This window comes from Campylobacter volucris (genome assembly GCF_008011665.1).
GTDB classification, from domain to species: domain Bacteria; phylum Campylobacterota; class Campylobacteria; order Campylobacterales; family Campylobacteraceae; genus Campylobacter_D; species Campylobacter_D volucris_A.
Genome location: NZ_VOWJ01000031.1, coordinates 144976 through 170510 on the forward strand (window position 1 = coordinate 144976; position 25535 = coordinate 170510).

General features: G+C 27.8%; 28 protein-coding genes. 18 read left to right on the forward strand and 10 right to left on the reverse strand.

The genetic code is table 11. From position 1 onward, the window contains the following. Positions 1-65: 65 nt before the first annotated feature. From FPD38_RS06710 to FPD38_RS06735, 6 genes are read right to left on the reverse strand one after another with little or no spacing between them, the layout of a single operon-like run. A complete protein-coding gene (locus tag FPD38_RS06710; protein ID WP_147555952.1) occupies positions 66-755 on the reverse strand; it encodes a lysophospholipid acyltransferase family protein in 690 nt (229 codons plus the stop codon). Next, positions 733-1935: an SH3 domain-containing protein gene (locus FPD38_RS06715; RefSeq protein WP_147555953.1), complete on the reverse strand. Its 1203-nt coding sequence runs from the start codon at positions 1933-1935 to the stop codon at positions 733-735. The genes FPD38_RS06710 and FPD38_RS06715 overlap by 23 nt, the downstream gene beginning before the upstream one ends. Then, a complete protein-coding gene (purQ, locus tag FPD38_RS06720) occupies positions 1929-2579 on the reverse strand; it encodes a phosphoribosylformylglycinamidine synthase subunit PurQ (protein WP_147555954.1) in 651 nt (216 codons plus the stop codon). Before purQ ends, FPD38_RS06715 begins: the two co-directional genes overlap by 7 nt. Continuing rightward, positions 2576-2812 (reverse strand): phosphoribosylformylglycinamidine synthase subunit PurS, encoded by a 237-nt coding sequence (gene purS / locus FPD38_RS06725; RefSeq protein ID WP_147555955.1) that lies wholly within the window; start codon positions 2810-2812, stop codon positions 2576-2578. The genes purQ and purS overlap by 4 nt, the downstream gene beginning before the upstream one ends. A gap of 8 nt (positions 2813-2820) precedes the next feature. Then, the gene (gene purC / locus FPD38_RS06730; RefSeq protein ID WP_147555956.1) at positions 2821-3534 is read right to left on the reverse strand and encodes a phosphoribosylaminoimidazolesuccinocarboxamide synthase; all 714 of its coding nucleotides are present in this window, start codon (positions 3532-3534) and stop codon (positions 2821-2823) included. Then, the gene (locus FPD38_RS06735) at positions 3535-4851 is read right to left on the reverse strand and encodes a S41 family peptidase (protein ID WP_147555957.1); all 1317 of its coding nucleotides are present in this window, start codon (positions 4849-4851) and stop codon (positions 3535-3537) included. A gap of 205 nt (positions 4852-5056) precedes the next feature. Between FPD38_RS06735 and FPD38_RS06740 the strand changes: the two genes are divergently transcribed. The 5 genes from FPD38_RS06740 to FPD38_RS06760 all read left to right on the forward strand — a co-directional run bounded on the left by FPD38_RS06740 (position 5057) and on the right by FPD38_RS06760 (position 11888). Beyond that, positions 5057-7630, forward strand: coding sequence for an ATP-dependent Clp protease ATP-binding subunit (locus tag FPD38_RS06740; protein WP_147555958.1), 2574 nt, complete (start codon positions 5057-5059; stop codon positions 7628-7630). Between the two features lie 159 nt (positions 7631-7789). Beyond that, entirely contained in the window at positions 7790-8929 is a 1140-nt protein-coding gene (locus tag FPD38_RS06745) for a hydrogenase small subunit (RefSeq protein ID WP_147555959.1), read from the forward strand. A gap of 2 nt (positions 8930-8931) precedes the next feature. Next, the gene (locus tag FPD38_RS06750; protein ID WP_147555960.1) at positions 8932-10647 is read left to right on the forward strand and encodes a nickel-dependent hydrogenase large subunit; all 1716 of its coding nucleotides are present in this window, start codon (positions 8932-8934) and stop codon (positions 10645-10647) included. 18 nt (positions 10648-10665) lie between these two features. Beyond that, the gene (gene cybH, locus FPD38_RS06755) at positions 10666-11358 is read left to right on the forward strand and encodes a Ni/Fe-hydrogenase, b-type cytochrome subunit (protein WP_147555961.1); all 693 of its coding nucleotides are present in this window, start codon (positions 10666-10668) and stop codon (positions 11356-11358) included. Next, a complete protein-coding gene (locus tag FPD38_RS06760) occupies positions 11355-11888 on the forward strand; it encodes a HyaD/HybD family hydrogenase maturation endopeptidase (RefSeq protein ID WP_147555962.1) in 534 nt (177 codons plus the stop codon). Before cybH ends, FPD38_RS06760 begins: the two co-directional genes overlap by 4 nt. Positions 11889-11916: 28 nt before the next feature. On the opposite strand, the gene FPD38_RS06765 is transcribed toward FPD38_RS06760, so the two are convergent. Beyond that, entirely contained in the window at positions 11917-12339 is a 423-nt protein-coding gene (locus FPD38_RS06765; RefSeq protein WP_147555963.1) for a PepSY-like domain-containing protein, read from the reverse strand. 123 nt (positions 12340-12462) lie between these two features. On the opposite strand from FPD38_RS06765, the gene gltX reads away from it, so the two are divergent. From gltX to FPD38_RS06780, 3 genes are read left to right on the forward strand one after another with little or no spacing between them, the layout of a single operon-like run. After that, positions 12463-13758: a glutamate--tRNA ligase gene (gene gltX, locus FPD38_RS06770; RefSeq protein WP_147555964.1), complete on the forward strand. Its 1296-nt coding sequence runs from the start codon at positions 12463-12465 to the stop codon at positions 13756-13758. A 1-nt stretch (position 13759) separates the two neighbouring features. Then, positions 13760-14047, forward strand: coding sequence for a YggT family protein (locus FPD38_RS06775; protein WP_147555965.1), 288 nt, complete (start codon positions 13760-13762; stop codon positions 14045-14047). Next, a complete protein-coding gene (locus FPD38_RS06780) occupies positions 14048-15685 on the forward strand; it encodes a lytic transglycosylase domain-containing protein (protein ID WP_147555966.1) in 1638 nt (545 codons plus the stop codon). It begins immediately after the preceding gene. Here FPD38_RS06780 and FPD38_RS06785 read toward each other — a convergent pair. Beyond that, positions 15573-16067, reverse strand: a complete 495-nt coding sequence (locus FPD38_RS06785) for a hypothetical protein (RefSeq protein WP_147555967.1) — start codon at positions 16065-16067, stop codon at positions 15573-15575. The two genes, FPD38_RS06780 and FPD38_RS06785, sit on opposite strands and share 113 nt — an antisense overlap. A gap of 88 nt (positions 16068-16155) precedes the next feature. On the opposite strand from FPD38_RS06785, the gene mobB reads away from it, so the two are divergent. The 6 genes from mobB to FPD38_RS06815 all read left to right on the forward strand — a co-directional run bounded on the left by mobB (position 16156) and on the right by FPD38_RS06815 (position 21357). Next, a complete protein-coding gene (gene mobB, locus FPD38_RS06790; RefSeq protein ID WP_147555968.1) occupies positions 16156-16635 on the forward strand; it encodes a molybdopterin-guanine dinucleotide biosynthesis protein B in 480 nt (159 codons plus the stop codon). Positions 16636-16644: 9 nt separating this feature from the next. Continuing rightward, positions 16645-17493: a class 1 fructose-bisphosphatase gene (locus FPD38_RS06795; protein WP_147555969.1), complete on the forward strand. Its 849-nt coding sequence runs from the start codon at positions 16645-16647 to the stop codon at positions 17491-17493. Continuing rightward, positions 17493-17687 (forward strand): hypothetical protein, encoded by a 195-nt coding sequence (locus FPD38_RS06800; RefSeq protein WP_147555970.1) that lies wholly within the window; start codon positions 17493-17495, stop codon positions 17685-17687. Before FPD38_RS06795 ends, FPD38_RS06800 begins: the two co-directional genes overlap by 1 nt. Positions 17688-17700: 13 nt before the next feature. Next, the gene (gene metG / locus FPD38_RS06805) at positions 17701-19593 is read left to right on the forward strand and encodes a methionine--tRNA ligase (RefSeq protein ID WP_147555971.1); all 1893 of its coding nucleotides are present in this window, start codon (positions 17701-17703) and stop codon (positions 19591-19593) included. Between the two features lies 1 nt (position 19594). Then, positions 19595-20536 (forward strand): hypothetical protein, encoded by a 942-nt coding sequence (locus tag FPD38_RS06810; protein WP_147555972.1) that lies wholly within the window; start codon positions 19595-19597, stop codon positions 20534-20536. Between the two features lie 77 nt (positions 20537-20613). Beyond that, a complete protein-coding gene (locus FPD38_RS06815; protein WP_147555973.1) occupies positions 20614-21357 on the forward strand; it encodes a substrate-binding domain-containing protein in 744 nt (247 codons plus the stop codon). Between the two features lie 33 nt (positions 21358-21390). On the opposite strand, the gene FPD38_RS06820 is transcribed toward FPD38_RS06815, so the two are convergent. Beyond that, the gene (locus FPD38_RS06820) at positions 21391-21963 is read right to left on the reverse strand and encodes a YceI family protein (protein ID WP_147555974.1); all 573 of its coding nucleotides are present in this window, start codon (positions 21961-21963) and stop codon (positions 21391-21393) included. Between the two features lie 65 nt (positions 21964-22028). Continuing rightward, entirely contained in the window at positions 22029-22694 is a 666-nt protein-coding gene (gene queC / locus FPD38_RS06825) for a 7-cyano-7-deazaguanine synthase QueC (protein ID WP_147555975.1), read from the reverse strand. 55 nt (positions 22695-22749) lie between these two features. On the opposite strand from queC, the gene ybeY reads away from it, so the two are divergent. The 4 genes from ybeY (at position 22750) to FPD38_RS06845 (ending at position 25418) form a co-directional block, all read left to right on the forward strand. Beyond that, positions 22750-23163 (forward strand): rRNA maturation RNase YbeY, encoded by a 414-nt coding sequence (gene ybeY / locus FPD38_RS06830; protein WP_147555976.1) that lies wholly within the window; start codon positions 22750-22752, stop codon positions 23161-23163. A 4-nt stretch (positions 23164-23167) separates the two neighbouring features. Continuing rightward, the gene (locus FPD38_RS06835) at positions 23168-24130 is read left to right on the forward strand and encodes a DUF3298 and DUF4163 domain-containing protein (RefSeq protein WP_147555977.1); all 963 of its coding nucleotides are present in this window, start codon (positions 23168-23170) and stop codon (positions 24128-24130) included. Positions 24131-24408: 278 nt separating this feature from the next. Next, a complete protein-coding gene (locus FPD38_RS06840) occupies positions 24409-24933 on the forward strand; it encodes a rhomboid family intramembrane serine protease (RefSeq protein WP_147555978.1) in 525 nt (174 codons plus the stop codon). Then, positions 24930-25418 carry a SixA phosphatase family protein gene (locus FPD38_RS06845; protein WP_147555979.1) on the forward strand — a complete coding sequence of 163 codons (489 nt, stop codon included), beginning with the start codon at positions 24930-24932 and terminating at the stop codon, positions 25416-25418. The genes FPD38_RS06840 and FPD38_RS06845 overlap by 4 nt, the downstream gene beginning before the upstream one ends. The last annotated feature ends 117 nt before the right edge of the window (positions 25419-25535 follow it).

Genomic DNA, 25535 nt, shown 5'->3' on the forward strand with positions numbered 1-25535 from the left:
TTCAACTTTGTAAAAATAGCAAATTTTCATAAGAAAAAGCTGAAAATATAGATATTTTTCATATATCAAAGTTCTTGTCTATAAAAATCAAGAATTTTTTGCATATCTTCTCGTGTTTGTTCTAGCCAATTTTCTTTACTTATATCAACAGGATCTAAAAAAATGATTTTTAAATTTCCACTTTTTGCACTAAAAGTTTTTGTGTCTAAAATTTTAGCCGAATCAACTATAACTACAGGTTGAACCTTTAGTTTCAATTTTTCTGCCAAAATTTTAGCTCCTACTTTAAATTTTAAAAGTTTTTGTGTGTTTGATCTTGTTCCTTCTGGAAAAATTGCTAAAATTCGATTTTCTTTTAATCTTTCTTTAGCTTCTTTTAAAAGTTTAACTAAGCCTTTAGGGCTCCTATCTATATAAATCATTTTAGATTTTTTAATTAGAATTTTAAAAATAGGGAGTTCTCCAAGCTCTTTTTTAGCAATCCAAGATATATTTTTAGAGCATAGATCTTCTAATGCAACTATATCAAGCAGGCTTTGATGGTTGATTAAAAGTAAATTAGTTTGTGGATGAAGCTCTCCTGTGAGTTGAATTTTATAATTAATCGCATATTTTTGAAATTTAGCCCAATATTTTCTTAATATCCAAATTTTATCTTGAGATTTTATGATTAAAAACGATATACATAAAATAAGAGTAGTTATAATAAATTCAATCCAAAAAAACAAAGCTTTAATTTTTTGCCAAATCTTCATTTTTTACCCATCCTATTTTGCCATTGTTTAGTAAAATTTTTTTATAATTTTCTCTTGTATTGAGTATTTCAACTTCTTGTTCATACTCTCCAGAAGAAAAAGAAGTAGAATTTTTTGTTGGTAAAATTTGAATTTGACTTTGTGCTTTTAAAGAAGCTTTATAAATATTATTTTGTGATAAAAAGCTTGCAATTAAAGTCAAAATCGCTAAACCTAAAGCAATATAACTTTTTTTGATCAAATACCATAGTGCAAAAATACCGCATAAAATCCAAAAGACAATTTGCTTGTAAAAATTAAAATCATTGGTTTTTGGATTAAGATCGCTTTGTGTGCTTATACTATCTTCTTTGAGTTCGACTTTTAAGGAAAATTCTTTTAATTCTTTTTTAGTGGTGTTAAAATATGAAAAATCAAACCTAGTTTTGCTTTTATCAAGTATGGCATAATAAAAAGCACTTTGTTTTTTGAAATCCCCCTTAATAGCTTCAACACCTTGTTTTTCAATATTTTTAAGATAAAAACCACCAAGATTGGTATTTTCACCAATTAATTCTATAAATAAAATCATATTTTCATTATCAAAGTGATTGGCTTTAACTTGTTTTACTTCTAAATTTGAAGCTACTATATGAGAGTATTTGTTAGATGGTGCATCTATTTTCTCTAAAACAATAGGTTTGATAATCAAAGAAGAACTTTGTATGATTTGATCATTTCTACTTAAAAAAACGATAATTTTGCTTAAATTTGCATTAAGGCTTTTAGCCTGAAACCATAAAGTAGTATGATAAGAATTAGCCATTTGTTGCCAAGTTGGATTTTGATTGATCCAAATCATATCATCACTTTTTTCAAAACTAATATTTAAGTCAAAATTTGCATTTGTTGTAGTAATGGCTTCAAGTTCTATGGAAAAAATTTCATCTACATATGCTTTTTGTGTATATTTTTTTGCATTTAATACTAAAGAAGTTTTAGGTAAATCTTCTTTTTCTATTTTTACATCGTATTCATTTTCATCACTTGGAGAAATGGTATTGTAAATTTGTTTTGCTTGATCATTAAGAGAGTTAAAATTTTTTTCTAAAGCATTATAATCATCAAAAACACCATTTTCTTGTGCATAGATATTTAACGCAAAAAATAAAATAAAAAGAAATCTTAAACAATTTAGCAATTTATAAATCCTTTGAGTAAATCTAATCCTATAGTCGAACCAAGCAATTCATCGCACGCTCTTTCAGGATGAGGCATGAGTCCAAAAATTTTTTTATTTTCATCACAAATTCCTGCGATATCATCTAAAGAACCATTAGGATTATCAAGATATTTTAGTAAAATTAAATCTTTATCTTCAAGTTTTTTTAAACCATCTAAAGTGTTGAAATAATTTCCTTCTCCATGTGCTATAGGTAGTTCTATAATATCATTTTTGTTAAAATTTTTTAAAAATGCATTGTTATTAGATATTACTTGTAATTTTTGCATTTTAGAAATGAAGTTTAAATTATCATTATATTTCATAGCCCCACTTAATAAACCTAATTCTAAAAGAATTTGAAAACCATTGCAAATGCCTAATATGTAGCCACCTTTTTTAGCATGTTCTTTTAAAGTTTTTATAGCTGGTGCAAATTTAGCAATAGCTGCACATCTTAAATAATCTCCATAGGAAAATCCTCCTGGAAGCACTATTAAATCAGCGTTAAAATCTTCTCTTTCATGCCAAATGATTTCGCTTTTAATGTTTAATTTTTCAAAAGCATAAGCAGTATCGTATTCACAATTAGTTCCAGGAAATTGGATAATTGCTATTTTCATAGTATTATCTCATAATCTTCTATGATAGTATTTGCAAGTAATTGTTCACACATGGTGCGAATTTGCTCTAAGGCTTTGTTTTTATCATTTGTATTAATATCAAAAATAATTTGTTTTGAAACTTTTACATTTGAAATATTGTTAAATTCTAAAGAATGCAAAGCTTTTTCTATAGCTTTACCTTGTGGATCTAAAATGCCATTTTTTAAAGTAATATTTACAGTAGCTTTCATTAGACAACCTAGCTCAAAATTCGTTTTAATACTTCTTCATAAGCCATTTTAACATTACCAAGATCTTGTCTAAACCTATCTTTGTCTAATTTTTCATTTGTTTTGCTATCCCAAAATCTACAGCTATCTGGGCTTATCTCATCTGCTAAAATCATATTTCCATCACTATCGATACCAAATTCTAGTTTAAAATCTATCAATCTAAGATTTTTAGAAGAGAAAAATTTAACCAGTATGGAATTAATTTGTCTAGCAATTTGTTTGATAAATTCTAATTCTTTTTCACTTTTAACTAAATTTAAAATCAAACAATGTTCATCATTGATAATAGGATCACCTAGACTATCATTTTTATAGCAAAATTCAACCACAGAAAAAGGTAAGATAGCTCCTTCTTTAATTCCAAGTCTTTTTGTTAAAGAGCCAGTTGCAACATTTCTAACTATAACTTCTATAGGTATAATTTGGCATTTTTTTACTAGTTGCTCTTTATCGCTAATAGTTTCAACTAAATGAGTTTTTACCCCTTCTTTTTCCAAAAGATAAAAAATTTCAGTGCTAATTTTACAATTTAATTCACCTTTACCAGCTTCACTACCTTTTTTTTCAGCATTAAATGCGGTTAAATCATCTTTAAATTCTGTGATGAGAAGGTTTTCATCATCAGTTTTAAACATTTTTTTACCTTTGCCTTCATATAAGAGCTCTAATTTTTTTGGCATTTACTCTCCTTTGGTGATGTTTAAAATTTTAATAGCATCAATAGCTGTTTTAAGTTGAATGTCATTATTGATTTGCTCTTTAGTGATGATATTTTTATCTTCTTTTTTATCATTTTTAGTATCATTATGTCCAATTTTATCAAGTTCAGCTTGTAAATGTTTTTTAAGATCTGCTTCTTTGATTTCAAAACCATTGTTTTCATTTTTGCTAACTTTTCCTGGGAAAACTTCTATATCAGGAGTAACACCAACTGCTTGTATGGTTCTACCACTTGGAAGATAATATTTTGCTATGGTAAGTCTTAAACCCTCTTTACCTTTTTCATCTATAGGTAATATAAGCTGAACACTACCTTTACCAAAGGTTTTTTCTCCTACTATGATAGCTCGCTTAAAATCTTGTAAAGCACCGCTTACTATTTCACTTGCGCTCGCGCTACCTCCATTTACTAGCACCACCAAAGGCGCATTAGATATTTTTTTGCTAGGATTTGCTTTAAATTCAACATTTTCATTTTCGATTTTTCCTTTTTGAGAGACAATAACACCATTGTCTACAAAAAGATTTACCAAGCCCACTGCTTGATTTAACACTCCGCCAGGATTTGTTCTAAGATCCAATATAATTCCTTTAACTTTAGGATGCTTTTTAATGGCCTTGCTAGCTTCATCAACAACATTTTTATCAAAATTAGTAATGCGGATATAAAGTAAATTTTCATCTTCTATTATTTTAGTATAAACACTATCTACTTTTATAATATCTCTTTTTAAATTTACATCAAAAGGCTTATTTTCACCTTTTCTATAAATAGTTAAACTAACTTTAGTTTTAGGTTCTCCTCTCATTTTTGAAACAGCTTCATTGAGTGTCATACCTAAGGTTGATTCGTTATTAATTCTTAAAATAATATCATCTGTTTTTATACCAGCTTTATCAGCAGGGCTTCCTTCGATAGGAGCTACCACAGTAATTGCCCCGTCTTTTTGAGTAATAGTAAAACCCAAACCGCCAAATTCTCCATTAGTTTGTTCTTTTAATTCCTTAAATCCTTTTTCATCTAAAAAAGAAGAATGAGCGTCTAAATTTGTTAATAATCCTGCAATCGATTTATCAACTAAATCAGTATAATTTACATCATCAACATAATATTGCTCTATGATAGACATAGTTTTTGTTAGTTTTGATAAGGCTTCGATTTTTTTTTCAGCTTCGCTAGTAGGGGTATTTTTAGCTTGTAAATGTGTGAAAATAAATGAAGCGGTTAGCAAACTACACAAACTGGCCATAATGATAAGATTTCTTTTTGTTTTCAAAGGAGGACTCCAAAAAAATAATTAAAATAAATACATAATTTTAGTGCTTTTTGCTTAAAAATTCGTAAATAATATAAAATATTTTTGCACATATATAATTAATATGATATAAAGATTTTTTAATAAAAATAACTAAATAAATTTGACATTAATAGACTAAAGTTATATAATATGATTTATATAAATAAAATTAAAGGAGTTTGATATGGCAAATATACAAGAATTTTTAACTGATACGATGATTTCAAATATAGAAAGTGCTGTATCTTTAGCAATTCATAGTAAAAATAGCGAGATAAAACCACTTCATTTATTATGGGCTTTGAGTGTGGATAGTTCTAGTTTGTTAAATCAAGTATTTAATAAGTTAAATATTTCAAAAGAAGCTTTTGAGCTTGAAATAAAAAGTAAAATTTCATCTTTACCTACTAGTTCTAATATAAATAAAGAAAATATTAAATTTTCAAATGAATTTGTCAATTCTTTAGAGAGTGCTAAGGGTTTGGCATTAAAAAATGGCGATCATTATTTAGCAGTTGATATGTGGTTAATTTCAGAAAGTAACAATCAGCCGATAAAAGAAATATTGTCCAAATTTTTAGATATAAATGAATTAAAAAAAGAATTAGAGCTAATAAGAGGAAACAATAAAATAGATAGTAAAACAAGCGATGAAACTTTAGATTCTTTATCTAAATTTGGTATAGATTTAACGTTAAAAGCTTTAAATAACGAACTTGATCCAGTTATAGGAAGAGAAGAAGAAATTCAAAGATTAATGCAAATTTTAATAAGAAAAACAAAAAATAATCCTATATTATTAGGTGAGCCAGGCGTTGGAAAAACAGCTGTTGTAGAAGCTTTAGCTCAAAGAATAGCTAAAAAAGATGTTCCGACTTCTTTGCAAAATAAAAAAGTTATAGCTTTAGATATGAGTGCTTTGATAGCTGGAGCTAAGTATAGAGGTGAATTTGAAGATAGATTAAAAGCTGTTGTGAATGAGGTTATAAAACATAAAAACATTATTTTGTTTATAGATGAAATTCACACTATAGTGGGAGCTGGAGCTAGCGAAGGAAGTATGGATGCAGCAAATATATTAAAACCTGCTTTAGCAAGAGGAGAGCTTCATACTATAGGAGCTACTACTTTAAAAGAGTATAGAAAATATTTTGAAAAAGATGCAGCTTTACAAAGAAGATTTCAGCCTATAAATGTAGGAGAACCTAGTATAAATGAAGCTTTGGCAATGCTTAGAGGTATAAAAGAAAAATTAGAAATTCATCATAATGTAAGTATCAATGATAGTGCTTTGGTAGCTGCATCTAGATTATCTAAGCGTTATATTGCTGATAGATTTTTGCCTGATAAGGCTATAGACTTGATAGATGAAGCAGCAGCCGAACTTAAAATGCAAATAGAAAGTGAGCCAAATTCACTAAGAAAAGTTAGAAAACAAATAGAAAGCTTGGAAGTAGAAAATGAAGCTTTAAAAATGGAAAAAAATGAAATAAATGAAAAAAGAATAGATGAAATAAACAAAGAATTAGCAAATTTAAAAGAAGAACAAGGTAAATTAAATTCTCAATTTGAAAATGAAAAAAGTGTATTTAATTCTATAAGCTTAAAGAAAAAAGAAATAGATAATTTAAAAAGTGAGGCTATTTTTGCTAAAAATAAAGGAGATTTTCAAAAAGCAGCTGAAATAGAATATGGAAAAATTCCAGAATGTGAAAAAGAAGTAATAGAGCTTGAAGAAAAATGGAAAAAAATGAGCGAAAATGGAGTATTACTTAAAAATCAAGTCGATGAGGATTTAGTAGCTGGAATTTTAAGCAAATGGACGGGAATTAGTGTGCAAAAAATGCTAACTTCTGAAAAAGAGAAATTTTTACACATACAAGAGTATTTGCAAGAAAGTGTAGTAGGACAAGATGAAGCTTTAAAAGCTTTAGCAAGAGCTATAAAGCGTAATAAAGCAGGACTTAATCAAAGCTCTAAGCCTATAGGAAGTTTTTTATTTTTAGGGCCGACTGGGGTTGGAAAAACAGAAAGTGCAAAGGCTTTGGCTAAATTTTTGTTTGATGATGAAAAAGCTATGATACGTTTTGATATGAGTGAATTTATGGAAAAACATAGTGTATCAAGGCTTTTAGGGGCTCCTCCAGGTTATATAGGACACGAAGAAGGTGGAGAACTAACAGAAGCTGTTAGAAGAAAACCTTATAGTGTGATATTGTTTGATGAAGTTGAAAAAGCACATAAAGATGTATTTAATATACTTTTGGGAATTTTAGATGATGCAAAGGCAACTGATAGCAAAGGTGTTAGTGTAGATTTTTCAAATACTATAATAATACTAACATCAAATATAGGTGCAAATTTTATAATGAATTTAAAAGGTGAAGAAAGAGCTAAGGCTATAAAAGAAGCTTTAAAAGAATTTTTTAGACCTGAATTTTTAAATCGCTTAGATGATATTATAACTTTTAACCCTTTGGGCAATGATGAAGCTATTAAGATAGTAAAATTGATATTTAAGAATTTGCAAAAAAATCTTGAAAATAAAGGTATAAAAGCTATACTTAGTGATAAAGCAGCTGAGTTTATAGCTAAAGTTGGTTTTGATGTTGATTTTGGTGCTAGACCTTTAAAAAGAGCTATGCATGATATGGTTGAAGATAAACTAAGCGATATGATATTAGCCGATAAGCTTAATGCTAATGATGAGATAATAATAGACGCAAGTGATGAAGATATCATTATAAACAAAAGATAAGCAAGTATAGGCTTGCTTATTTGAGATTAAAAATATCTTATTATCATTAAATTTTAAATATAAAGTATATTTTATAAAAATTTTTATTTTTTATAAATTCTTAACAATTATTATTCTAGAATTTATTTTTGGTACTTTTTATTTTTTAAGGAAAAACAAATGAGTGATTTAGATGTTTTTAATCGCCGTTTAGACGAATTGGAAAAACTCCCTCTTTTGAAAAATGGAATTTCCATATCAAAGGCTTTAGAACAGTCGGGCTTTTCAAGAAGAGATTTTATGAAATGGGCTGGAGCTATGACAGCTTTTTTGGCATTACCTGCTAGTTTTACTCCGGTTGTTGCAAGAGCAGCTGAACTTAGCGATAGGCTTCCGGTAATATGGCTTCATATGGCTGAATGCACAGGTTGTTCTGAAAGTTTATTAAGAAGCGATGCTCCAAGTATAGATAGCTTGATTTTTGATCATATTTCCTTGGAATATCATGAAACTATAATGGGTGCAGCAGGATGGCAGGCTGAACACAACCTTGAAGAAGCTATGGAAAAATATAAGGGTAGATATATTTTAATGGTTGAAGGTGGTATTCCTACTGGAAATACAGAACACTTTTTAACTATAGGGCCACATGGTAAAACAGGTAAGCAAGTTGCACAAGAAGCCTGTGATAATGCTTTAGCTATTTTTGCTATAGGAACTTGTTCAGCTTTTGGAGGTATCCAAGCTGCTAGACCAAATCCTAGTAATGCTGTAAGTTTAAGCAAGGTAACAAACAAAGCAGTTATCAATGTGCCAGGCTGCCCTCCAAGTGAAAAAAATATAGTGGGAAATGTAATTCATTATATACTTTATCAAACATTACCTGCGCTTGATGCTTATAATAGACCAAAATGGGCGTATGGACTTAGAATTCATGATTTGTGTGAAAGAAGAGGGCGTTTTGATGCGGGTGAATTTGTACAGCAATTTGGCGATGAGGGAGCTAAAAAAGGATATTGTTTATATAAAGTAGGTTGTAAAGGACCTTATACTTTTAATAATTGTTCAAGAGAAAGATTTAATCAACATACTTCTTGGCCTATTCAAGCTGGACATGGTTGTATAGGTTGTTCAGAGCCTGATTTTTGGGATACTATGGGGCCTTTTGAAAAGCCTATGGCAAGTCATCAGTTTGATACGGTTTTAGGATTAGGAGCAGATAGCGTTTCGGATAAAATTGGTATAGGTGTGCTTTGTGTAACAGGAGTTGCTATTGCTGCTCATGCTGTTATTGCTTCATTAGAAAAAAATAAGGATTAAAAATGTCAAAAAGAATTATTGTAGATCCACTCACTAGGATAGAAGGGCATTTAAGAATTGAAGTAGTGGTTGATGAAAATAATGTTATTAAAGAAGCTTATTCAGGATCAACACTATGGAGAGGTATAGAAACTATTGTAAAAGGACGAGATCCTAGGGATGCAGGTTTTTTAACTCAAAGAATTTGCGGTGTTTGTACTTTTTCTCATTATAGAGCTGGTATTATAGCTGTTGAAAATGCTTTGGGTATTACTCCGCCTTTAAATGCAGTATTAACCAGAACTTTGATGAATGCAGCTTTATATATGCATGATCATGTTGTCCATTTTTATCAACTCCATGGTCTTGATTTTGTTGATGTTGTAAGTGCTTTGAGTGCTGATGTTAAAAAAGCAAGTGATGAAGCATTCAAATATACAGATATACCTTATGGTGCAGGTGCAGATAAACTTTTAGAAGTACAACAAAGAGTAAAAACTTTTGTGGATAAAGGAAATCTTGGGCCATTTGCTAATGCATATTATGGGCATCCAACTTATCGCTTTACTCCAGAGCAAAATCTAATAGCACTCTCACATTACTTAGAGTGTTTAAAAATTCAAAGAATTATAGCTCAAGCTATGGCAATTTTTGGAGCTAAAAATCCGCATCCACAAAGTTTAACTGTTGGTGGTGTGACTTGTGTTATGGATCTTTTAAATCCTTCTAGAATGGCTGAATATATGACTAAATTTCAAGAAGTAGCTGATTTTATTAATCGTGCTTACTACCCTGATTTAATTATGGCAGCTAAAGCTTATTCTAAAGAAGCAAGTGTATTAAATGATGTTGGGGTTAATAACTTCTATACTGAAAAAGAATTCCAAGTTTCCAAAGATGAATGGTTGTTTGAAGGTGGTATTATTAAAAATGGTAATTTAAGTAAAGTTGAAGAAGTAGATGAAGCAAAAATCACTGAAGAAGCTACAAGATCTTGGTATGCAGACAATGAAGCTTTACATCCATATGATGGTAAAACAACTCCAAATTACACAGGCTTAGTTGATGGTGAAAGTATTGATGATAAAGGAAATATGGTTCATAGTAAAGTATTTGATACTAAGGGTAAATATAGCTGGATTAAGGCACCAAGATATGAAAATTTACCAATGCAAGTTGGACCATTAGCAAATATTGTAGTAAATTATGCTAAAGGAAATCAAATTGTTGTTAAAGAAACAGATGCTTTCTTAAAAGCTACTGGTTTACCTTTAGAAGCTTTAATGAGTACTTTAGGAAGAACAGGGGCTAGAGCAATTGAAGCTAAAATTATTGCTGATAATGGTTTGAAAGCTTTTAATTCTTTAGTGGAAAATTTAAAATCTGATGAAAGCACTTGTGCTACTTATACAATTGATAACAATAAAGAATATAAAGGTAGATTTATGGGTAGTGCGCCTCGTGGAGCATTAAGCCATTGGTGTAGAATTAAAAATGGCGTGATTGAAAATTGGCAAGCTGTAGTTCCTTCTACTTGGAATGCAAGTCCAAAAGATGCAAATAGTGTAGGTGGAAGTTATGAACAATGTCTTATAGGTACAAAACTAGCTGATGTTAAACAGCCTTTAGAAATTATAAGAGCTATACATTCTTATGATCCTTGTATTGCATGTGCGGTGCATGTTATGGATACTAAAGGTAATAATCTTAGCGAGTATAAAGTAAATGTAAATTTATAAGGAAAGGACTTTAGTATTATGGATTCTAAACACTCCTTAAAATCAGATAGAAAAGCTCAATATGAATTTAGTATTGGGCTTCGTTTTACGCATTGGTTAAGAGCTTTTGCTATTGTGATTTTAGTGGGAACTGGATATTATATTTCATATGTATTTCAGTCTCCTTTTATATCTTCAGAGCCAAATTTATTTATGCAAGCAAAATATCGTATGATTCATCAAATTTTTGGGTTTATATTGATTGCTTGTATTATGTTTAAACTTTATCTATTCTTTTTTGATAAAAAAAGCGATGGTGAAAGAAAAAGTATCAAAGATATTTTCAATGTAAAATTATGGATAGAGCAAATTAAATTTTACATTTTCTTGGGAAAACATCCTCATTTACAAGGTGTATATAATCCTTTGCAATTTGTTACTTATTTATTCTTTTATTTTGCAATGTTTGGGTTGATTTTAACAGGATTGATTCTTTATATGCATGTTTATCATGAAGGTTTAGGTGGGTTTTTATATAATATTTTAAGACCTATTGAAGCGATGCTTGGTGGTTTGGCTGATGTTAGAACCTATCATAGAATTTTAATGTGGGTTGTATTGATTTTTGTTCCAGTTCATATTTATATGGCTGTGTTTAATTCAGTTAAAGGTAAAGATGGTGCTTTAGATGCTATTTTTAGTGGTTATAAATTTGTAAGAGAAAATCATTGAGATTATTAATTTTAGGCATTGGAAATATTATGTTTGCAGATGAGGGCTTAGGTGTTCATCTGTGCAAACTCTTAGAAAAAAACTACAAATTTTATCATGAGAGTGATAGTGTAGATTTTATTGATGGTGGAACTTTAGCTTTGCAACTTAGTTATATTATTGCTAGTTATGATGAAATGGTTGTTATTGATTGTATAGCTGCTGATGATGCAAAGATAGGAGATATTTTCTTTTTTCCTTATGATGTTATGCCAAAAAAAATTAATTGGAGCGGTAGTGCTCATGAAGTAGAAATGCTTCAAACTTTACAATATATGGAATTAATGGGTGATTTACCAAAAACTCATATTCTTGCATGTGTGCCAAAACGCATTGAGCCTTTAAGTTTTGAAATTTCAAAAGAAGTTTTAAAGTCTTTAGAAAAGATGGAAAAAATTATATTAGATTTTTTAGCACAAAAAGGCTTTGCATACGAAAAAATAGCAAATTATCAAATTCAAGAATTAGCTTTGAATTCATATAAAAATTAAACCTCAAGCTAAATAGCTTGAGATTAGATTAATCATCTATTTTTTGTCCTAATAAATTACCATTTGCGTCAGTGTAGATTTCTATCATATTGTTAAGCTTGATTTTGTATCCTTGAATTTCTTTCTCTACTTTAATAATATTTGCATTTGGATGCATTTTTTCAATAGTAGCAATAGCATTAGGATTTAAAAAAGATGTATCTATAGGTTTATATTTAGCATCGATTTCTTTCCATTCTCCATTGATTGTAAATTCAAGTTCTGTTCCATCATCTAAATACACATCAAAACTATCTATATCTTGTTTAACTAATGATATTTTTGCGCTAGAAAAATATTTTTGGATGAAAGATTGTGAGTTTTGAGGTAAATCTTTTGCTTGTATTACTACATCTTTTGCAAAAGTAAGATTTGCTAAAGTCAAAGCAGCTAAAGCTAATTTTAATTTCATTTTTAATCCTTTTGATTGTTTTTGCATTAAAATTATACTTAATATGAGTGAATTTTTGAGAACTTAAATAATAAGTAATGATTTAATTGTATAATTTCAAAAATTACGATAAAGGAATATTGAATGTATAGGTTTGCACCTTCTCCTACAGGAGATATGCATATTGGAAATTTAAGAGCTGCGTTAATTAATTACATTAAAGCTAAGCAAGAAAATACTGATTTTATTTTGCGTATAGAAGATACTGATAATGCTAGAAATATAATTGGAAAAGAAGAAGAGATTAAAGATATTTTAAAAAAATTCGGTATAACTTGGCAGCATTATTATATTCAAAGTGAAAATTTAAAATTTCATCGCCAAATGGCTTTGAAATTGGTAAGTGAAAAAAAAGCTTTTGCGTGTTTTTGCACTGAAGAAGAATTAGTGAAAAAAAAAGAAGAAGCAAAAAATAAAAACCAAGCTTATAGATACGATGGAACTTGCGAGAATTTAGCTGATATTGATGTTTTAAATAGTGAAAAACCATTTGTTGTAAGACTTAAAAAACCAAATAAAGAGATGAAATTTACTGATTTTATCAAAGGAGAGATTGCTTTTAATCCAGCTGATATTGATAGTTTTGTTATCATGAGAACAGATAAAACTCCAACTTATAATTTTGCTTGTGCGGTAGATGATATGTTAGAAGGTGTGACTTGTATTATAAGGGGCGAAGATCATGTTTCAAATACTCCTAAACAAGAGCATATTAGAGCAAGTTTAGGGTATGATAAAAATATGACTTATGCACATTTGCCTATCATTTTAAATGAAGAAGGTGTTAAAATGAGCAAAAGAGAAGCTCATTCTAGCGTAAAGTGGATGCTTGATAACGGGTATTTAGCTAGTGCTATTGCAAATTATTTATTGCTTTTGGGTAATAAAACTCCTAAAGAAATTTTTACCTTAGAAGAAGCCATAGAATGGTTTGATTTAAAAAATCTTTCAAAATCTCCTGCTAGATTTGATACTAAGCGTTTAATGCAAATAAATCGTGAGCATATAAAAATGCTTGATGAGAATACTTTAAATGAAATGTTAAATTTAGGTAAAGATGTGGCAAAATTGGCCAAATTTTATACTCAAGAAGCTAGTACTTTAAATAAAATCAAAGAAAAAATACAAAATATCTTTACACCTAAGAATTTTGAAGAATTTGAAAATGAATGTAATGTGATCAAGGATATTTTACAAAATTTAGAATTAGCTCAAGATTATGAAACATTCAAAAAAGATCTTATGAATAAAACTAATTTAAAAGGCAAAAATTTCTTTATGCCATTGCGTTTAGTTTTAACAGGTGCAAAACATGGCCCTGAGCTTAGCGATCTGTATGTTTTAATTAAACCTTTTATAAAAGAAATCATAAAGGATTAAAATGGATATTGGTTCAAGTTTGATAATTTCTATAGTTCAAATTTTTTCTTTAATTATTGATATTTATGTTTGGGTTATAATCATAGCAGCTTTAATTTCATGGGTAAGACCTGATCCATATAATCCGATTGTGCAAATTTTATATCGTTTAACCCAGCCAGCTTATAACTTAGTTAGAAGATTTATCCCTACGATGATAGGTAGTATAGATTTAGCACCTTTAATTATTGTTTTAACGCTTAAATTTATACAAATATTTTTAACAAATTTAATTCTAGGAAGTTTATAGGTGTTAAAAAAAAGTTTAGTAATTTTATGTTTAAGTGTTGTTTATGCAAATTGTGCTGTTTATTCTTATGAAGAATTAGAGAAAAAACCTAATTCTTTAGCTAAGGATTATTATCTATATCGTTTGTTAGAAACTAATAAAATTGAAAAAAAAGATGCTGAAGATTTAAAAGAACACATTTATCGTTATGCAGGTAAAATAAAAGCAGCAATTGAGACTATTATTCCACCTTTAGGATATAATAAAGAATATGAGCTTTGTTATAAATTTAACACTCAAAATATTTTAGATGCTAATTTATCATGTCAATTGGTAAGATTAAATAGTTTAACTTTCATACAAGATCTAAATTTAAGCACTCGCGATGAAATTAAGAAAAACATACCCAAGGAAAACACAAAACTTATTAAGCTTTTAGATGCTTTTAATTCTAAAGATCCTTTAAATTATGTAGTATTAAACCATGATAGCTCAAATTTTTATAAAATTTATGATTTTGATAAAAATAAAAAAGATTTCTTTTTAGAAACTGAATTTGTTAATGAACTTGCCAAAGAAAAAGAATTTACAAATTTTGTAAGAGAGCTTGTAATCAAGAAAAAAAATCCTTTGATGAGAAAATCTTTAGTTAATGTAGATGTAAATTTAACTCATCAAGATAGTGCTTTTTATTTAGGAGTTAATGCCATTTTAGAAGATAATGATGAAAAAGCATTTAAATTTTTTAAAGCTGCTAAAGAAACATTTCAAAGCAAAGCTTTAGTCGATAATGCTACTTTTTGGCTTTATCAAATTAGTAAAGATGATAAATATTTAGAAGAATTATCTCAAAGTAATTCTTTAAATATTTATAGTCTTTATGCAAGAGAATTAAAGCAAAAGCCTATCCATAAAATAGAAATTGTAAATCCACAAAAAGAAAAAAATGATTTTAACATGAAAGATCCTTTCGCATGGCAAGCTCTTTCTCAAAAGATCAATAAAACTCCTAAAAAAGAGTTGGTTAAATTAGCTAAAGACTTTTATACTAAAGAAAATATTGCTATTTATACATATATCCAAGAAAGAGCAGAGGGGTTTGAAAAAAATTATTTTATCATGCCATATTTTAATCTTTTAAAAGATTATAGCACGCAAAGAAAGGCTATGATTTTAGCTCTAGCAAGACAAGAAAGCCGTTTTATCCCAACAGCAATTTCGACTTCTTATGCTTTGGGAATGATGCAATTTATACCATTTTTAGCAAACCATATAGGAAAAAAAGAGCTTCAAATTCCAAATTTTGATCAAGATATGCTTTTTGATCCAAAAATTGCCTATACTTTTGCAAACCATCATTTAGATTATCTTGAGTCAAAGCTCGATTCTCCTATTTTTGTTGCTTATGCTTACAATGGTGGTATAGGATTTACAACAAGAATGCTAAAAAGAGAAGATTTATTTAAACAAGGAAAATATGAACCATTTTTATCTATGGAATTAGTTCCTTATGCTGAAAGTAGAAATTATGCTAAAAAAGTTTTAGCTAATTATGTGGTTTATTTGCATCTTCTGAACGATAATACACCGATTTCGAAATTTTTTGGAAATCTAACTCAAAACATTGATTTTCAAAACAAGAATTTAGTTCTAAAATAGTTTTATCTACTAACTTATCAAGAGTGATTTTGTAGTATGTTGCATAATCACTTTTGATGATATATTTAAATAATTCATCATTTTTATTTAAATTTGTAATCTTTGTTTGTTCTCCATCAATAAGCACTGAAATTTTATTAATATTTATTTTTGTATCAGGTATGAAGCTTAGTATAAAAATTTCTTTATTACTTTTTTCATCTAATATTGGATTTAAATAATTAAGTACAGCTACAACTCTTGAATTTTTATAATCAAAATTGATTTTTTGCGCATACATTAATGTTTGACTTTTTAAATTGATAATGCTTTGTTCTTGAGTTTTATTTGAGCAAGCACTGAAAAACAATAACAAAAATATCATCATAAAGAGTTTTTTCATTTTTATCCCTAAATTTTTTCATAATTATAAGCTTTTAATTTTAAAAAGATATAATTACGCTCATTTTCTTTATAAAGTAGAGTAGATAATGAAAAGATTAGCTATGGCTTTTAGTGGTCCTTCAAATTCGGGAAAAACTACGCTTATTACAAAGATTGCGCACTATTTTATGGATAAAAATTTTAAAGTGTGCATTATAAAACACGATCCAGCAGATAAAGCTTGTTTTGATATAGCAAAAAAAGATAGCTTTAAATTTTTCCAAAGTGGTGCAGATGTGATGGTGTTAAGCCCTACAAGAACTACTTTATTTGCGCATTCATCTAGTGATTTAGATGAAGCTATCGCTAAGCTTGGAGAATTTGATTTTTTATTTATTGAAGGATTAAAAACCTTAGATATGCCTAGAATTAGTGTTTTTTGCAAAGAAATTGATGAAGAGTATTTTGAGTATTCTCATGCTATTGCAAGTTATAAAAAAATCACACATGATAAACTTACTTGGCTTGATTTAAATGATTTAGAAAGTATTTGCGAATTTATATTAAAAAATTCAAAAAAAGTTTAAGGAAAAAGAATGCAAAATATCATCGAAAATATACAAAAGGCAGTAATTAAAATTGCACAGGAATTAAGATATTTAGAAGATTTTGACTATACTTCTTCACAAAATGCAACAGGTGATACACAGCTAAAACTTGATGTTAAAAGCGATGAGATTATCACTAGAATTTTAAAAGATACAAAAGAAGTAAAAAGCTTAATCAGCGAAGAAAAAGATAAACAACTAATTGTTGATGAAAATCAAAAATACATCATAGCTTATGATCCTTTAGATGGTTCATCTTTAGTAGATGTAAATTTTGCCATAGGTTCTATTTTTGCTATTTATGAAAATGATTTAAAGGCAAAAAATTTAAAAACAGCAATTTATGCTATTTATGGTGTGAGATTAGAACTTGTAATATGCATTGACACTCCTAAACTTTATAGATTAAATAAAAACAATGAATTTGTTTTTGTAAAAGATCTAATACTTGGCGAAAAAGGAAAATTAAATGCAACAGGTGGAACGCAAAAAAATTGGTCAAGCGTCCATAAAGAATTTATAAAATCATTATTTGATGAGGGATACCGCTTAAGATATTCTGGAGCTATGGTTAGTGATTTACATCAAATTTTATTAAAGGGCGGGGGATTGTTTTCATATCCTGCGACAAATGATGCTCCAAATGGTAAATTAAGAGCATATTTTGAAGTTTTCCCTTTTGCTTTTATATTTGAAAAAGCTAAAGGTTTATCAAGTGATGGAAAAAATGATTCTTTATTAACATTAGAATTTGAAAAAATTCATTCTAGTACACCTTGCTTTTTAGGTTCAAAATATGAAATGGAAAAATTAAAGCAAGTATATAAAGGTCTTTAATGACTGAAATAAAAGATAAATACGAACAAGCATTAGAAATAAAAAAAGAAGAATTAATCGCTTGTCAAAATCAAAAAAACTTAAAATCTTGCCTTTCTTGCTCTTTAGTTTTTGAGTGTTCTTTACGAAAAGAATATGTAGAAGCAGTTTATAAAAGTATGTCTAAGGGTAAAGAAGGTGGTTTTGATTTTTAATTAAAGGATTAAAATGCGTTATATTACTACTCCAATATATTATGTGAATGATGTTGCACATATAGGCCATGCTTATACAACTATCATAGCTGATACTTTTGCGAGATTTTATCGTTTAAAAGGACATGAGACTTATTTTTTAACGGGTACTGATGAACATGGTCAAAAAATAGAACAAGCAGCAAAATTGAAAAATTTTACTCCTAAAGAATATGCAGATGAGATTAGTGCTGAATTTAAAAAACTTTGGGATGAATTTGATATTTCTTATGATAAATTTATAAGAACTACAGATGAAAATCATACATTAAGCGTGCAAAAAGCTTTTAGTAAAATGTTTGAAAAAGGCGATATCTACAAAGGAGTTTATGAGGGTTTTTACTGTGTTTCTTGTGAGAGCTATTTTACACAAACTCAGCTTGTTAATGGGTGTCATTGCCCAGATTGTGGTAAAAAAACAGAGCTTTTAAAAGAAGAGAGTTATTTTTTTAAACTATCTAACTATCAAGATAAAATTTTAAAATGGTATAAAGAACAAGAACCTATCATCCCAAAAAATAAAGCTAGTGAATTGATTAATTTTGTTGAAGGAGGTTTAAAAGATCTTTCTATTACTAGAACTAGTTTTGAGTGGGGGGTAAAGTTACCAAAAGAATTAAACGATGATAAGCATGTGGTTTATGTTTGGCTTGATGCTTTGATGAATTATATTAGTGCTTTAGGATGGGGCAATGATGGGCAAAATATGAAATTTTGGCCAGCTCATATTCATTTTGTAGGAAAGGATATTTTGCGTTTTCATGCTGTGTATTGGCCAGCTTTTTTAATGAGTTTGGAACTTCCTTTGCCAAAATTTATTGCTGCTCATGGTTGGTGGACTAAAGATGGTGAAAAAATGAGCAAATCAAAAGGTAATGTTATCTCTCCAAAAGAAGTTGTGGATATATTTGGTTTGGAAAGTTTTAGATATTTTTTATTAAGAGAAGTTCCTTTTGGTAATGATGGCGATTATTCTCAAAAAGCATTAATCACAAGAATCAATGCAGAATTAAGCAATGAATTAGGAAATTTATTAAATAGAATTATAGGTATGAGCGCAAAATACTCTCAAAATATTATCGAGTCAAAAAATGTGCAAGAATTTTTTAATGAAGAGTTAAAAGAATGTCAAGCATATTTACAAAATGCGATTAGTTTTTTGGAAAATATCCAGCCAAATCGTTATTTAGAAGAACTTTTTAAAGCTCTTGCCTTAGCAAATTTAAGTATTAGTAAATATGAACCTTGGAATTTAATTAAAAATAATGAAAATGCTAAAGCTAATGCCTTGGTGGCTTTGTGTGCTAATATTTTGGCAAAAGTAAGTATTTTACTTTTTGCTGCTATGCCAAAAACTTCTTTAAAAATTGCAAAAGCTCTGAGCTTTGAAATTTCTACTTTAAATTATAAAAAAATTATTGAAGAAAATAAATTGTTAAATTTTAAAACACAAATTTGTGAAGTTTTATTTCCTAAAATCGAATCAAAAGAAGAAAATAAACAAGAATCCAAACAACAAGAGCAACAAACAACAAATTTAGCTCAAATTAAAATTGATGATTTTAAAAAAATTGAAATCAAAGTTGCTTTGGTAAAAGAATGTGAAAATATAGAAGGTAGTGAAAAACTTTTAAAATTCAAACTCGAACTTGAAAATGGTGAAATAAGACAAGTCCTTTCGGGTATAGCTAAATTTTATAAGGCAAATGAGCTTATAGGAAAGCAAGTTTGTGTTATTACTAATCTTAAAAAAGCTAAAATTTTTGGACACGAAAGTCAAGGGATGATTTTAAGTGCTGAAAAAAATGGAAAATTAACTTTAATTAGCCCAGAGTCTTTTATAGAAAATGGTGCCTTAATAGGATAGTATGAATATTTCAAATTTTTGCGAGTTAATCAATGCTAAAATTTTAAATTATGGAGCAACTTCAAGTGTTTATGATTTTAGTATTGATTTAAATCATATTAAACCTGCGAGTGTTTTTTTTGCAAGAAATATTGAACAAATTGATTATGCTATAAAACTTGGAGCTTATGTTATAGTAAGTAAAGAAAATACTAATATAAATGATAAAGAAGTATTTTATCTTCAAGTAGATGATTTAGAAGAAGCGATTTTTAGATTTTTTAGATTTTTAATCCAAGAAAAATCGTGTAAATTTTTATTTTGCTCTAGTGTAGAGTTAAAATTTGCTCTAGCTTTTGGGTTTAAGGTTTTACAAGGAGATATTTTTTTAGATTTTTATACTTTAAAAAATTCCAAAGAAAATATTTTATTTTGTTTAGATGATGAGAATTATATTTTAAAATTAAGTCCTAATTATCTTTCTTTGCAAAAAAATCCTTATGAAGTATTGGGCAAAAAATCTTTATTTTACACTAGTTTGCTTTGTAAAAATTTGTATTTTAAAGATTTAAAATTTGCCTTTTTTTATGCAGATATTTTTGCTAGTTATATTCGTTTTATAGAAGATTATCGGTTTTGTTTTACTTTTAATGATAAAAAATTAGAGCTTTTTGATGCGTATTTTTTAGACAATAAAAATCAAATTTGTGCTTTTGGGGTAAGTTCTAGAGTGATTTTGCTTGTAGAAGATGAAAAGCATTTTTCTTTTATAGCTAATAAAATTCAAGATTTAAAAGAATACAAAATAGCTTTAAAAAATTCTTTATTTTGTGATATTTCATATGTAAATTTAGAAGATTTGAAAAAAAATATGGATTTTAAATATTGTTTTATCAATGAAAATAAAGAAGAATTTTTAAATGTATTTTTACCTAAAGATAAAGATTATTCTTTATTTGATTAAAATTATTTAATGAAAACTTTTATTAACTTTAAAAATATATATTAATGCTTTTTATTAAAAATAAATAAAGGAAAAATATGAAAAAAATGTTATTATTAAGTCTTTTTGCGGCTATGGCTTTAAATGCTGAAATTTTAGTTTATGGTCCAGGTGGTCCTGCTCCAGTTTTAAAAGAATTAGCTAAAAATTTTGAAGAAAAAACAGGAGAGAAAGTTATAATCACAGCTGGTCCAACATCTAAATGGATGAAAAAAGCTAAAAAAGACGCTGATATTATTTTTTCAGGTAATACTTCAATGATGGATGGTTTTATCAAAGCTATGCCAGAACAAATTAAAATTGATGATGTGCAAGTTTTAAATGCTAGAGGTTCAGGGATGATAGTAAGAGCTGATAATCCTAAAAACATCAAAAAATTTGAAGATCTCTTAAAAGATGGTGTTAATGTTATGGTCGTTGATGGAGCAGGGCAAGTTGGTCTTTATGAAGATATGGCATTAAAAACTGGTAAGGTAGAAAATTTAGAAAAACTTAGAAAAAATATTAAAGTATATGCTAAAAATTCAAAAACAGCTGTTGATGAGTGGAAAAATAATAAAAATATAGATGCTTTAATTATTTGGACTCATTGGATTAAGGCAGTAGGTGAAAAAGAAAACAAATTTATCAAAGCAGATAAAAATGCTATTATTTATAGAGCAGCTGAGATAGTTCCAACCACAAAAGGATTAAAAAATGAAAAAGTTGCTGAATTTATTAAATTTACACAAAGCAAAGAAGCTCAAAAAATATGGAAACAAGAAGGATGGATAGCTAAGTAATTATTTACAAGCGCTTAAAAACGCTTGTAAAGATTATTTTTCACTCATTTGAGCGTCAATATTTATAGTAACGATATCACCGATTTTTAAAGTAGAAGTTTCAGGGGCAAATTTAAAATCACTTCTTGTGATTTCTCCCTTAAGCGAAAAACCAACTTTTTCCTTTCCATTATCCATTTTCACAACTCCGCCAATTTCTGTATCTAAAATTATGTCTTTTGAAACCCCAGCTATGTTTAAAGTTCCATACATTTTACCTTTTTCATTAGAAATTTTTTCATATTTATTCATAGTAAAAGTCATTTCAGGATATTTTTTTGTTTTGAAGAAATCATTACTTTGCAAATGAGTATCTCTAGTTTGATTATCTGTGTTAATAGAAGCAATTTTTACATTAGCTTGGAGTTTGTTAAATTCAAAAGTATCGCTATTGAAATCTATATTTGCATCATAGTCTTTAAAACTTCCGCTGATATTACTAATTTGTAAGTGTTTGATTTTAAATCCAACATTCGAATGAGCTTTATCTATGCTAAAATCTTTAGCTATTGCATTTATACCTAGCAAGGAAACAGCTAGTACCGAACTTAATAATATTTTTTTCATATTTTTCCTTTAGTTTAAAATTTTAAGTAATAAATTTTATTATGAAATTGTAAATGGTTAATTTCTTATTCATATTCGATTGTATCTTTAATGCCAATTTCATTAAAACCTTTTAATCTTAATAAGCAGCTATCGCATTTTCCACAAGCTTTGTCTTCTTTTTCATAGCATGACCAAGTGTATTTTAGTGCAACATTTTCTTTTATAGCTAATGTTACAATTTGTGCTTTATTTAGGTGAATCAATGGAGTTTTGATTTGAGTTTTAAAATTTTTACTAGTCCCGCTATTTATAAATTTATTTGCATCTTGTATAAAATTTTGAGAACAATCAGGATAGCCACTGCTATCTTCTTGAACAACTCCTATAAAAATACTCTCGCAATTTTCTTTTTCAGCAATTGCTCCAGCTATAGATAAAAATATACCATTTCTAAAAGGCACATAAGTATTTGGAAGCTCATTTTTATACAGCTCATTTTTAGGAATATCAAGGTTAAAATCAGTTAAAGAATTATTTCCAATATCTGCGATAAATGAAACATCTAATATGTATTTATTTTTAACATCTAATTCTTTGCAAATTTTTTCAAAACACTCTCTTTCTTTATGCATAGTTCGTTGATTATAATCAAAATGCAAAGCAATGATTTCATATTTTTCTTTTTTGGCTAAATATGCACAAAGAGTACTATCCATCCCGCCACTTATTATACATAAAGCTTTTTTCATTTCTTTCCTTAGTAAATTTGATATAATTTGAAATTATAAAAATAAAAGGATAATAATGATTTTATGCGAAGAAGAAATTGATATTTCTTTTCTTGAAAAAATTGCTTCAAAGATGAGCAATGCTGATGTAGAGCTTGTATTTGTTGATGAAAAAACTATGCATAAAATTAATTTAGAACAAAGAGGTATTGATAAAAGTACAGATGTGCTTTCTTTTCCTTTGGAGCCAAATTTTAATGATTTATTGGGTTCTATTGTGATTAATTTGGATGAAGTTAAAACTAAGGCTTTGGAATTTAATCATACTCAAGATGAAGAAATTGCATTATTGTTTATACATGCTATGCTTCATTTATTAGGTTATGATCATGAAGTAGATCAAGGTCAAATGAGAGAAAAGGAAAAAGAGCTGATTGGATTTTTCAAACTTCCACCAAGTTTGATAATAAGGACACAAAAAGGAGAGTAGGGTAATGAAAAAAGTATTATTAGGTTTTATTTTATGTGCTAGTAGTATTTTTGCATACGAAGAGAATATATTTGATGTGCAAACGCTTCAATCAAAACAATTATATATATCTTTATACCAATCGCAAAAAAGCAATACAAGTTATGGTTTTATTGAAGATAAAAATAGTAGTTATAGTTTTTTGGGTAGTGTAAAAAATGCAAAATATTTCATAGAAGCATCTGATTTTGGAAATTGTACGATTGAAAACACTTCAAAAGAAAATTTTCAAGCTTTGTGTAAAATAAATGAAAAAAATGAAAGTTTTGTTTTTAAAAAAGGTGGTATAAAAGCAAAAATTTATCAACTTACTTTAAAAGATAAAATAGTTTCTAAAGAAAATAAAGATATAGACTTTGAATTTGTGGATTCTTTGATATTTATTGATAGTAAAAATCAAAAATTACAAAAAATTGTAGATGATTTTAATGAAAATTTAGATAAAAAATCCCTTAAAGAAAAACTTGCTCAAGCAAATGAAAAATGGATTAGTGAAGCTATAAGTTCTAATGAGAATTTAAATCAAAGTTATATATTTTACTATGATGGAAAAATTATTTCATTGGGTAAAGATATTTACGAATATAAAGGTGGAGCCCATGGAATCACCACAATTCAAAGAAAAACTTACGATATTGATAGTATGAAATTGATCCAATTAAAAAATGAATTAAAAATAGAAAATGATGAATTTATAAATCTAATCAAATCAAAACTTTTAAATGAACATGACAAAAATGAGTTTTTTAATATGGATGAATTCAAAATGAGTGAGATTTTTGAAGTTAGGCAAAATGGTTTGATATTTGTTTGGGAGCCTTATGAGATAGCACCTTATTCTAGTGGCACTATAGAGCTTTTTATTTCCTATGAAGAACTAAAACCTTTTTGGAGAGCTAATTCTAAATTAGCCTATTTGAGCTTATAAAACAAGCTCAATCATCATTTTTTGTTTTAAAAATAATCCCATTATCATCAATATACAATCTTATTTTTAAGTTTTATTTTTATAATGAGAAAATTTTCTTTTAACTTCAATCACAGAAGCATTGAGATGAGTGTTTTTGATAGTATTTTTGCACAGATAAATATTAAAGCTAGTTTTCATTTTATAACCTTATTTTAGTTTTTGCCGATATTATGTTAATTAATGTAAAATTTTTGTGTGTAAATTGTTTTAAAAGCTTATAAAAGGTAGCTTTGGTTATGGTCGTTTATTTTTTAATAGCGCTAAATTTTATGGTATTTGTATATGCAAATTATCTTAGTTCTTTTAATATAGATCTTCTTTTAGGTTTGAATTTATTCTTTTTTGATTCTTTTTATTGGCAAGTTTTAAGCTCGATGTTTATGCATGGTAATTGGACACATTTGATATTAAATATGATAGTTTTGTATCAATTTGGACTTTTATTGGAAAATTATTTAGGTTGGTTGAAATTTATACTCTTATATTTAGTGGGTGGAGTGTTTTGCTCTTTATTGAGTGTTTTTTATTTATATTTAACCTATAATGGGACTTTGGTAAATTTAGTTGGAGCTAGTGGTGCGATCTTTGTTTTAATGGGCTTTTATGCATTTTTAGATAAAAGTGCTACAAAAGGACTGATCATAGCGGGATTGCTTATGAGTTTTGTGCCTATTTTTATGGGTGTTAATGTAGCTTGGTATTCACATATTTTTGGTTTTGTATGCGGATATGTATTTGCTAAATTTAAGATTATTAAATGAAATATATTTATCTTATAAGACACGCAAAAGCCCAAAAAGATCCCAAAATAGAAGATTTGCAAAGAGATTTAAGCTCTAGTGGTAAAGAAGATTTAAAAACCATGTGCTCTAGACTTAAAACATTGAATTTTCAAGCTGAATGCATTTTCTCATCTCCAGCTAAAAGGTGTATAAAAACCGCGCAAAAAATTTGTAAAACTTTTGATATAAAAGAAAAAGATATTTTCATAGAACAAAGCTTTTATCAACACAATATAACTGAAATTTTAAATTTTATAAGCTCACTACAAAAGAGTAGGGTGGTATTTATAATGCACAATCCTACGCTTATAGAGTTATGTGAGTATCTTGCTTTGATTGATATAGATAATTTTCCAACTTCATCGATTATGTGTTTGAAATTTAATGTTTCTTCTTTTAAAGATATAAAAGAGCAAAGTGGAGAGCTTATTTTTTTTGATTATCCAAAAAGTAAAAATGATTAATTTTTAAAATAAAAATTTACTTAAACTTGTATATATTTATAAACTCACATAAATATTTGTAAAACTCATAGAATTATTTTTCAAAAAATTATCACTATTTTTTTATGGATAAGTTAT

Excerpts from the sequence above, each read along its gene's own strand:
- FPD38_RS06710 (WP_147555952.1), bottom strand. The coding sequence starts at position 755 with ATGAAGATTTGGCAAAAAATTAAAGCTTTGTTTTTTTGGATTGAATTT.
- purQ (WP_147555954.1), bottom strand. The coding sequence starts at position 2,579 with ATGAAAATAGCAATTATCCAATTTCCTGGAACTAATTGTGAATACGAT.
- purS (WP_147555955.1), bottom strand. The coding sequence starts at position 2,812 with ATGAAAGCTACTGTAAATATTACTTTAAAAAATGGCATTTTAGATCCA.
- purC (WP_147555956.1), bottom strand. The coding sequence starts at position 3,534 with ATGCCAAAAAAATTAGAGCTCTTATATGAAGGCAAAGGTAAAAAAATG.
- FPD38_RS06740 (WP_147555958.1), top strand. The coding sequence starts at position 5,057 with ATGGCAAATATACAAGAATTTTTAACTGATACGATGATTTCAAATATA.
- FPD38_RS06745 (WP_147555959.1), top strand. The coding sequence starts at position 7,790 with ATGAGTGATTTAGATGTTTTTAATCGCCGTTTAGACGAATTGGAAAAA.
- FPD38_RS06750 (WP_147555960.1), top strand. The coding sequence starts at position 8,932 with ATGTCAAAAAGAATTATTGTAGATCCACTCACTAGGATAGAAGGGCAT.
- cybH (WP_147555961.1), top strand. The coding sequence starts at position 10,666 with ATGGATTCTAAACACTCCTTAAAATCAGATAGAAAAGCTCAATATGAA.
- FPD38_RS06765 (WP_147555963.1), bottom strand. The coding sequence starts at position 12,339 with ATGAAATTAAAATTAGCTTTAGCTGCTTTGACTTTAGCAAATCTTACT.
- gltX (WP_147555964.1), top strand. The coding sequence starts at position 12,463 with ATGTATAGGTTTGCACCTTCTCCTACAGGAGATATGCATATTGGAAAT.
- FPD38_RS06775 (WP_147555965.1), top strand. The coding sequence starts at position 13,760 with ATGGATATTGGTTCAAGTTTGATAATTTCTATAGTTCAAATTTTTTCT.
- FPD38_RS06785 (WP_147555967.1), bottom strand. The coding sequence starts at position 16,067 with ATGAAAAAACTCTTTATGATGATATTTTTGTTATTGTTTTTCAGTGCT.
- mobB (WP_147555968.1), top strand. The coding sequence starts at position 16,156 with ATGAAAAGATTAGCTATGGCTTTTAGTGGTCCTTCAAATTCGGGAAAA.
- FPD38_RS06795 (WP_147555969.1), top strand. The coding sequence starts at position 16,645 with ATGCAAAATATCATCGAAAATATACAAAAGGCAGTAATTAAAATTGCA.
- FPD38_RS06800 (WP_147555970.1), top strand. The coding sequence starts at position 17,493 with ATGACTGAAATAAAAGATAAATACGAACAAGCATTAGAAATAAAAAAA.
- metG (WP_147555971.1), top strand. The coding sequence starts at position 17,701 with ATGCGTTATATTACTACTCCAATATATTATGTGAATGATGTTGCACAT.
- FPD38_RS06810 (WP_147555972.1), top strand. The coding sequence starts at position 19,595 with ATGAATATTTCAAATTTTTGCGAGTTAATCAATGCTAAAATTTTAAAT.
- FPD38_RS06815 (WP_147555973.1), top strand. The coding sequence starts at position 20,614 with ATGAAAAAAATGTTATTATTAAGTCTTTTTGCGGCTATGGCTTTAAAT.
- FPD38_RS06820 (WP_147555974.1), bottom strand. The coding sequence starts at position 21,963 with ATGAAAAAAATATTATTAAGTTCGGTACTAGCTGTTTCCTTGCTAGGT.
- queC (WP_147555975.1), bottom strand. The coding sequence starts at position 22,694 with ATGAAAAAAGCTTTATGTATAATAAGTGGCGGGATGGATAGTACTCTT.
- ybeY (WP_147555976.1), top strand. The coding sequence starts at position 22,750 with ATGATTTTATGCGAAGAAGAAATTGATATTTCTTTTCTTGAAAAAATT.
- FPD38_RS06835 (WP_147555977.1), top strand. The coding sequence starts at position 23,168 with ATGAAAAAAGTATTATTAGGTTTTATTTTATGTGCTAGTAGTATTTTT.
- FPD38_RS06840 (WP_147555978.1), top strand. The coding sequence starts at position 24,409 with ATGGTCGTTTATTTTTTAATAGCGCTAAATTTTATGGTATTTGTATAT.
- FPD38_RS06845 (WP_147555979.1), top strand. The coding sequence starts at position 24,930 with ATGAAATATATTTATCTTATAAGACACGCAAAAGCCCAAAAAGATCCC.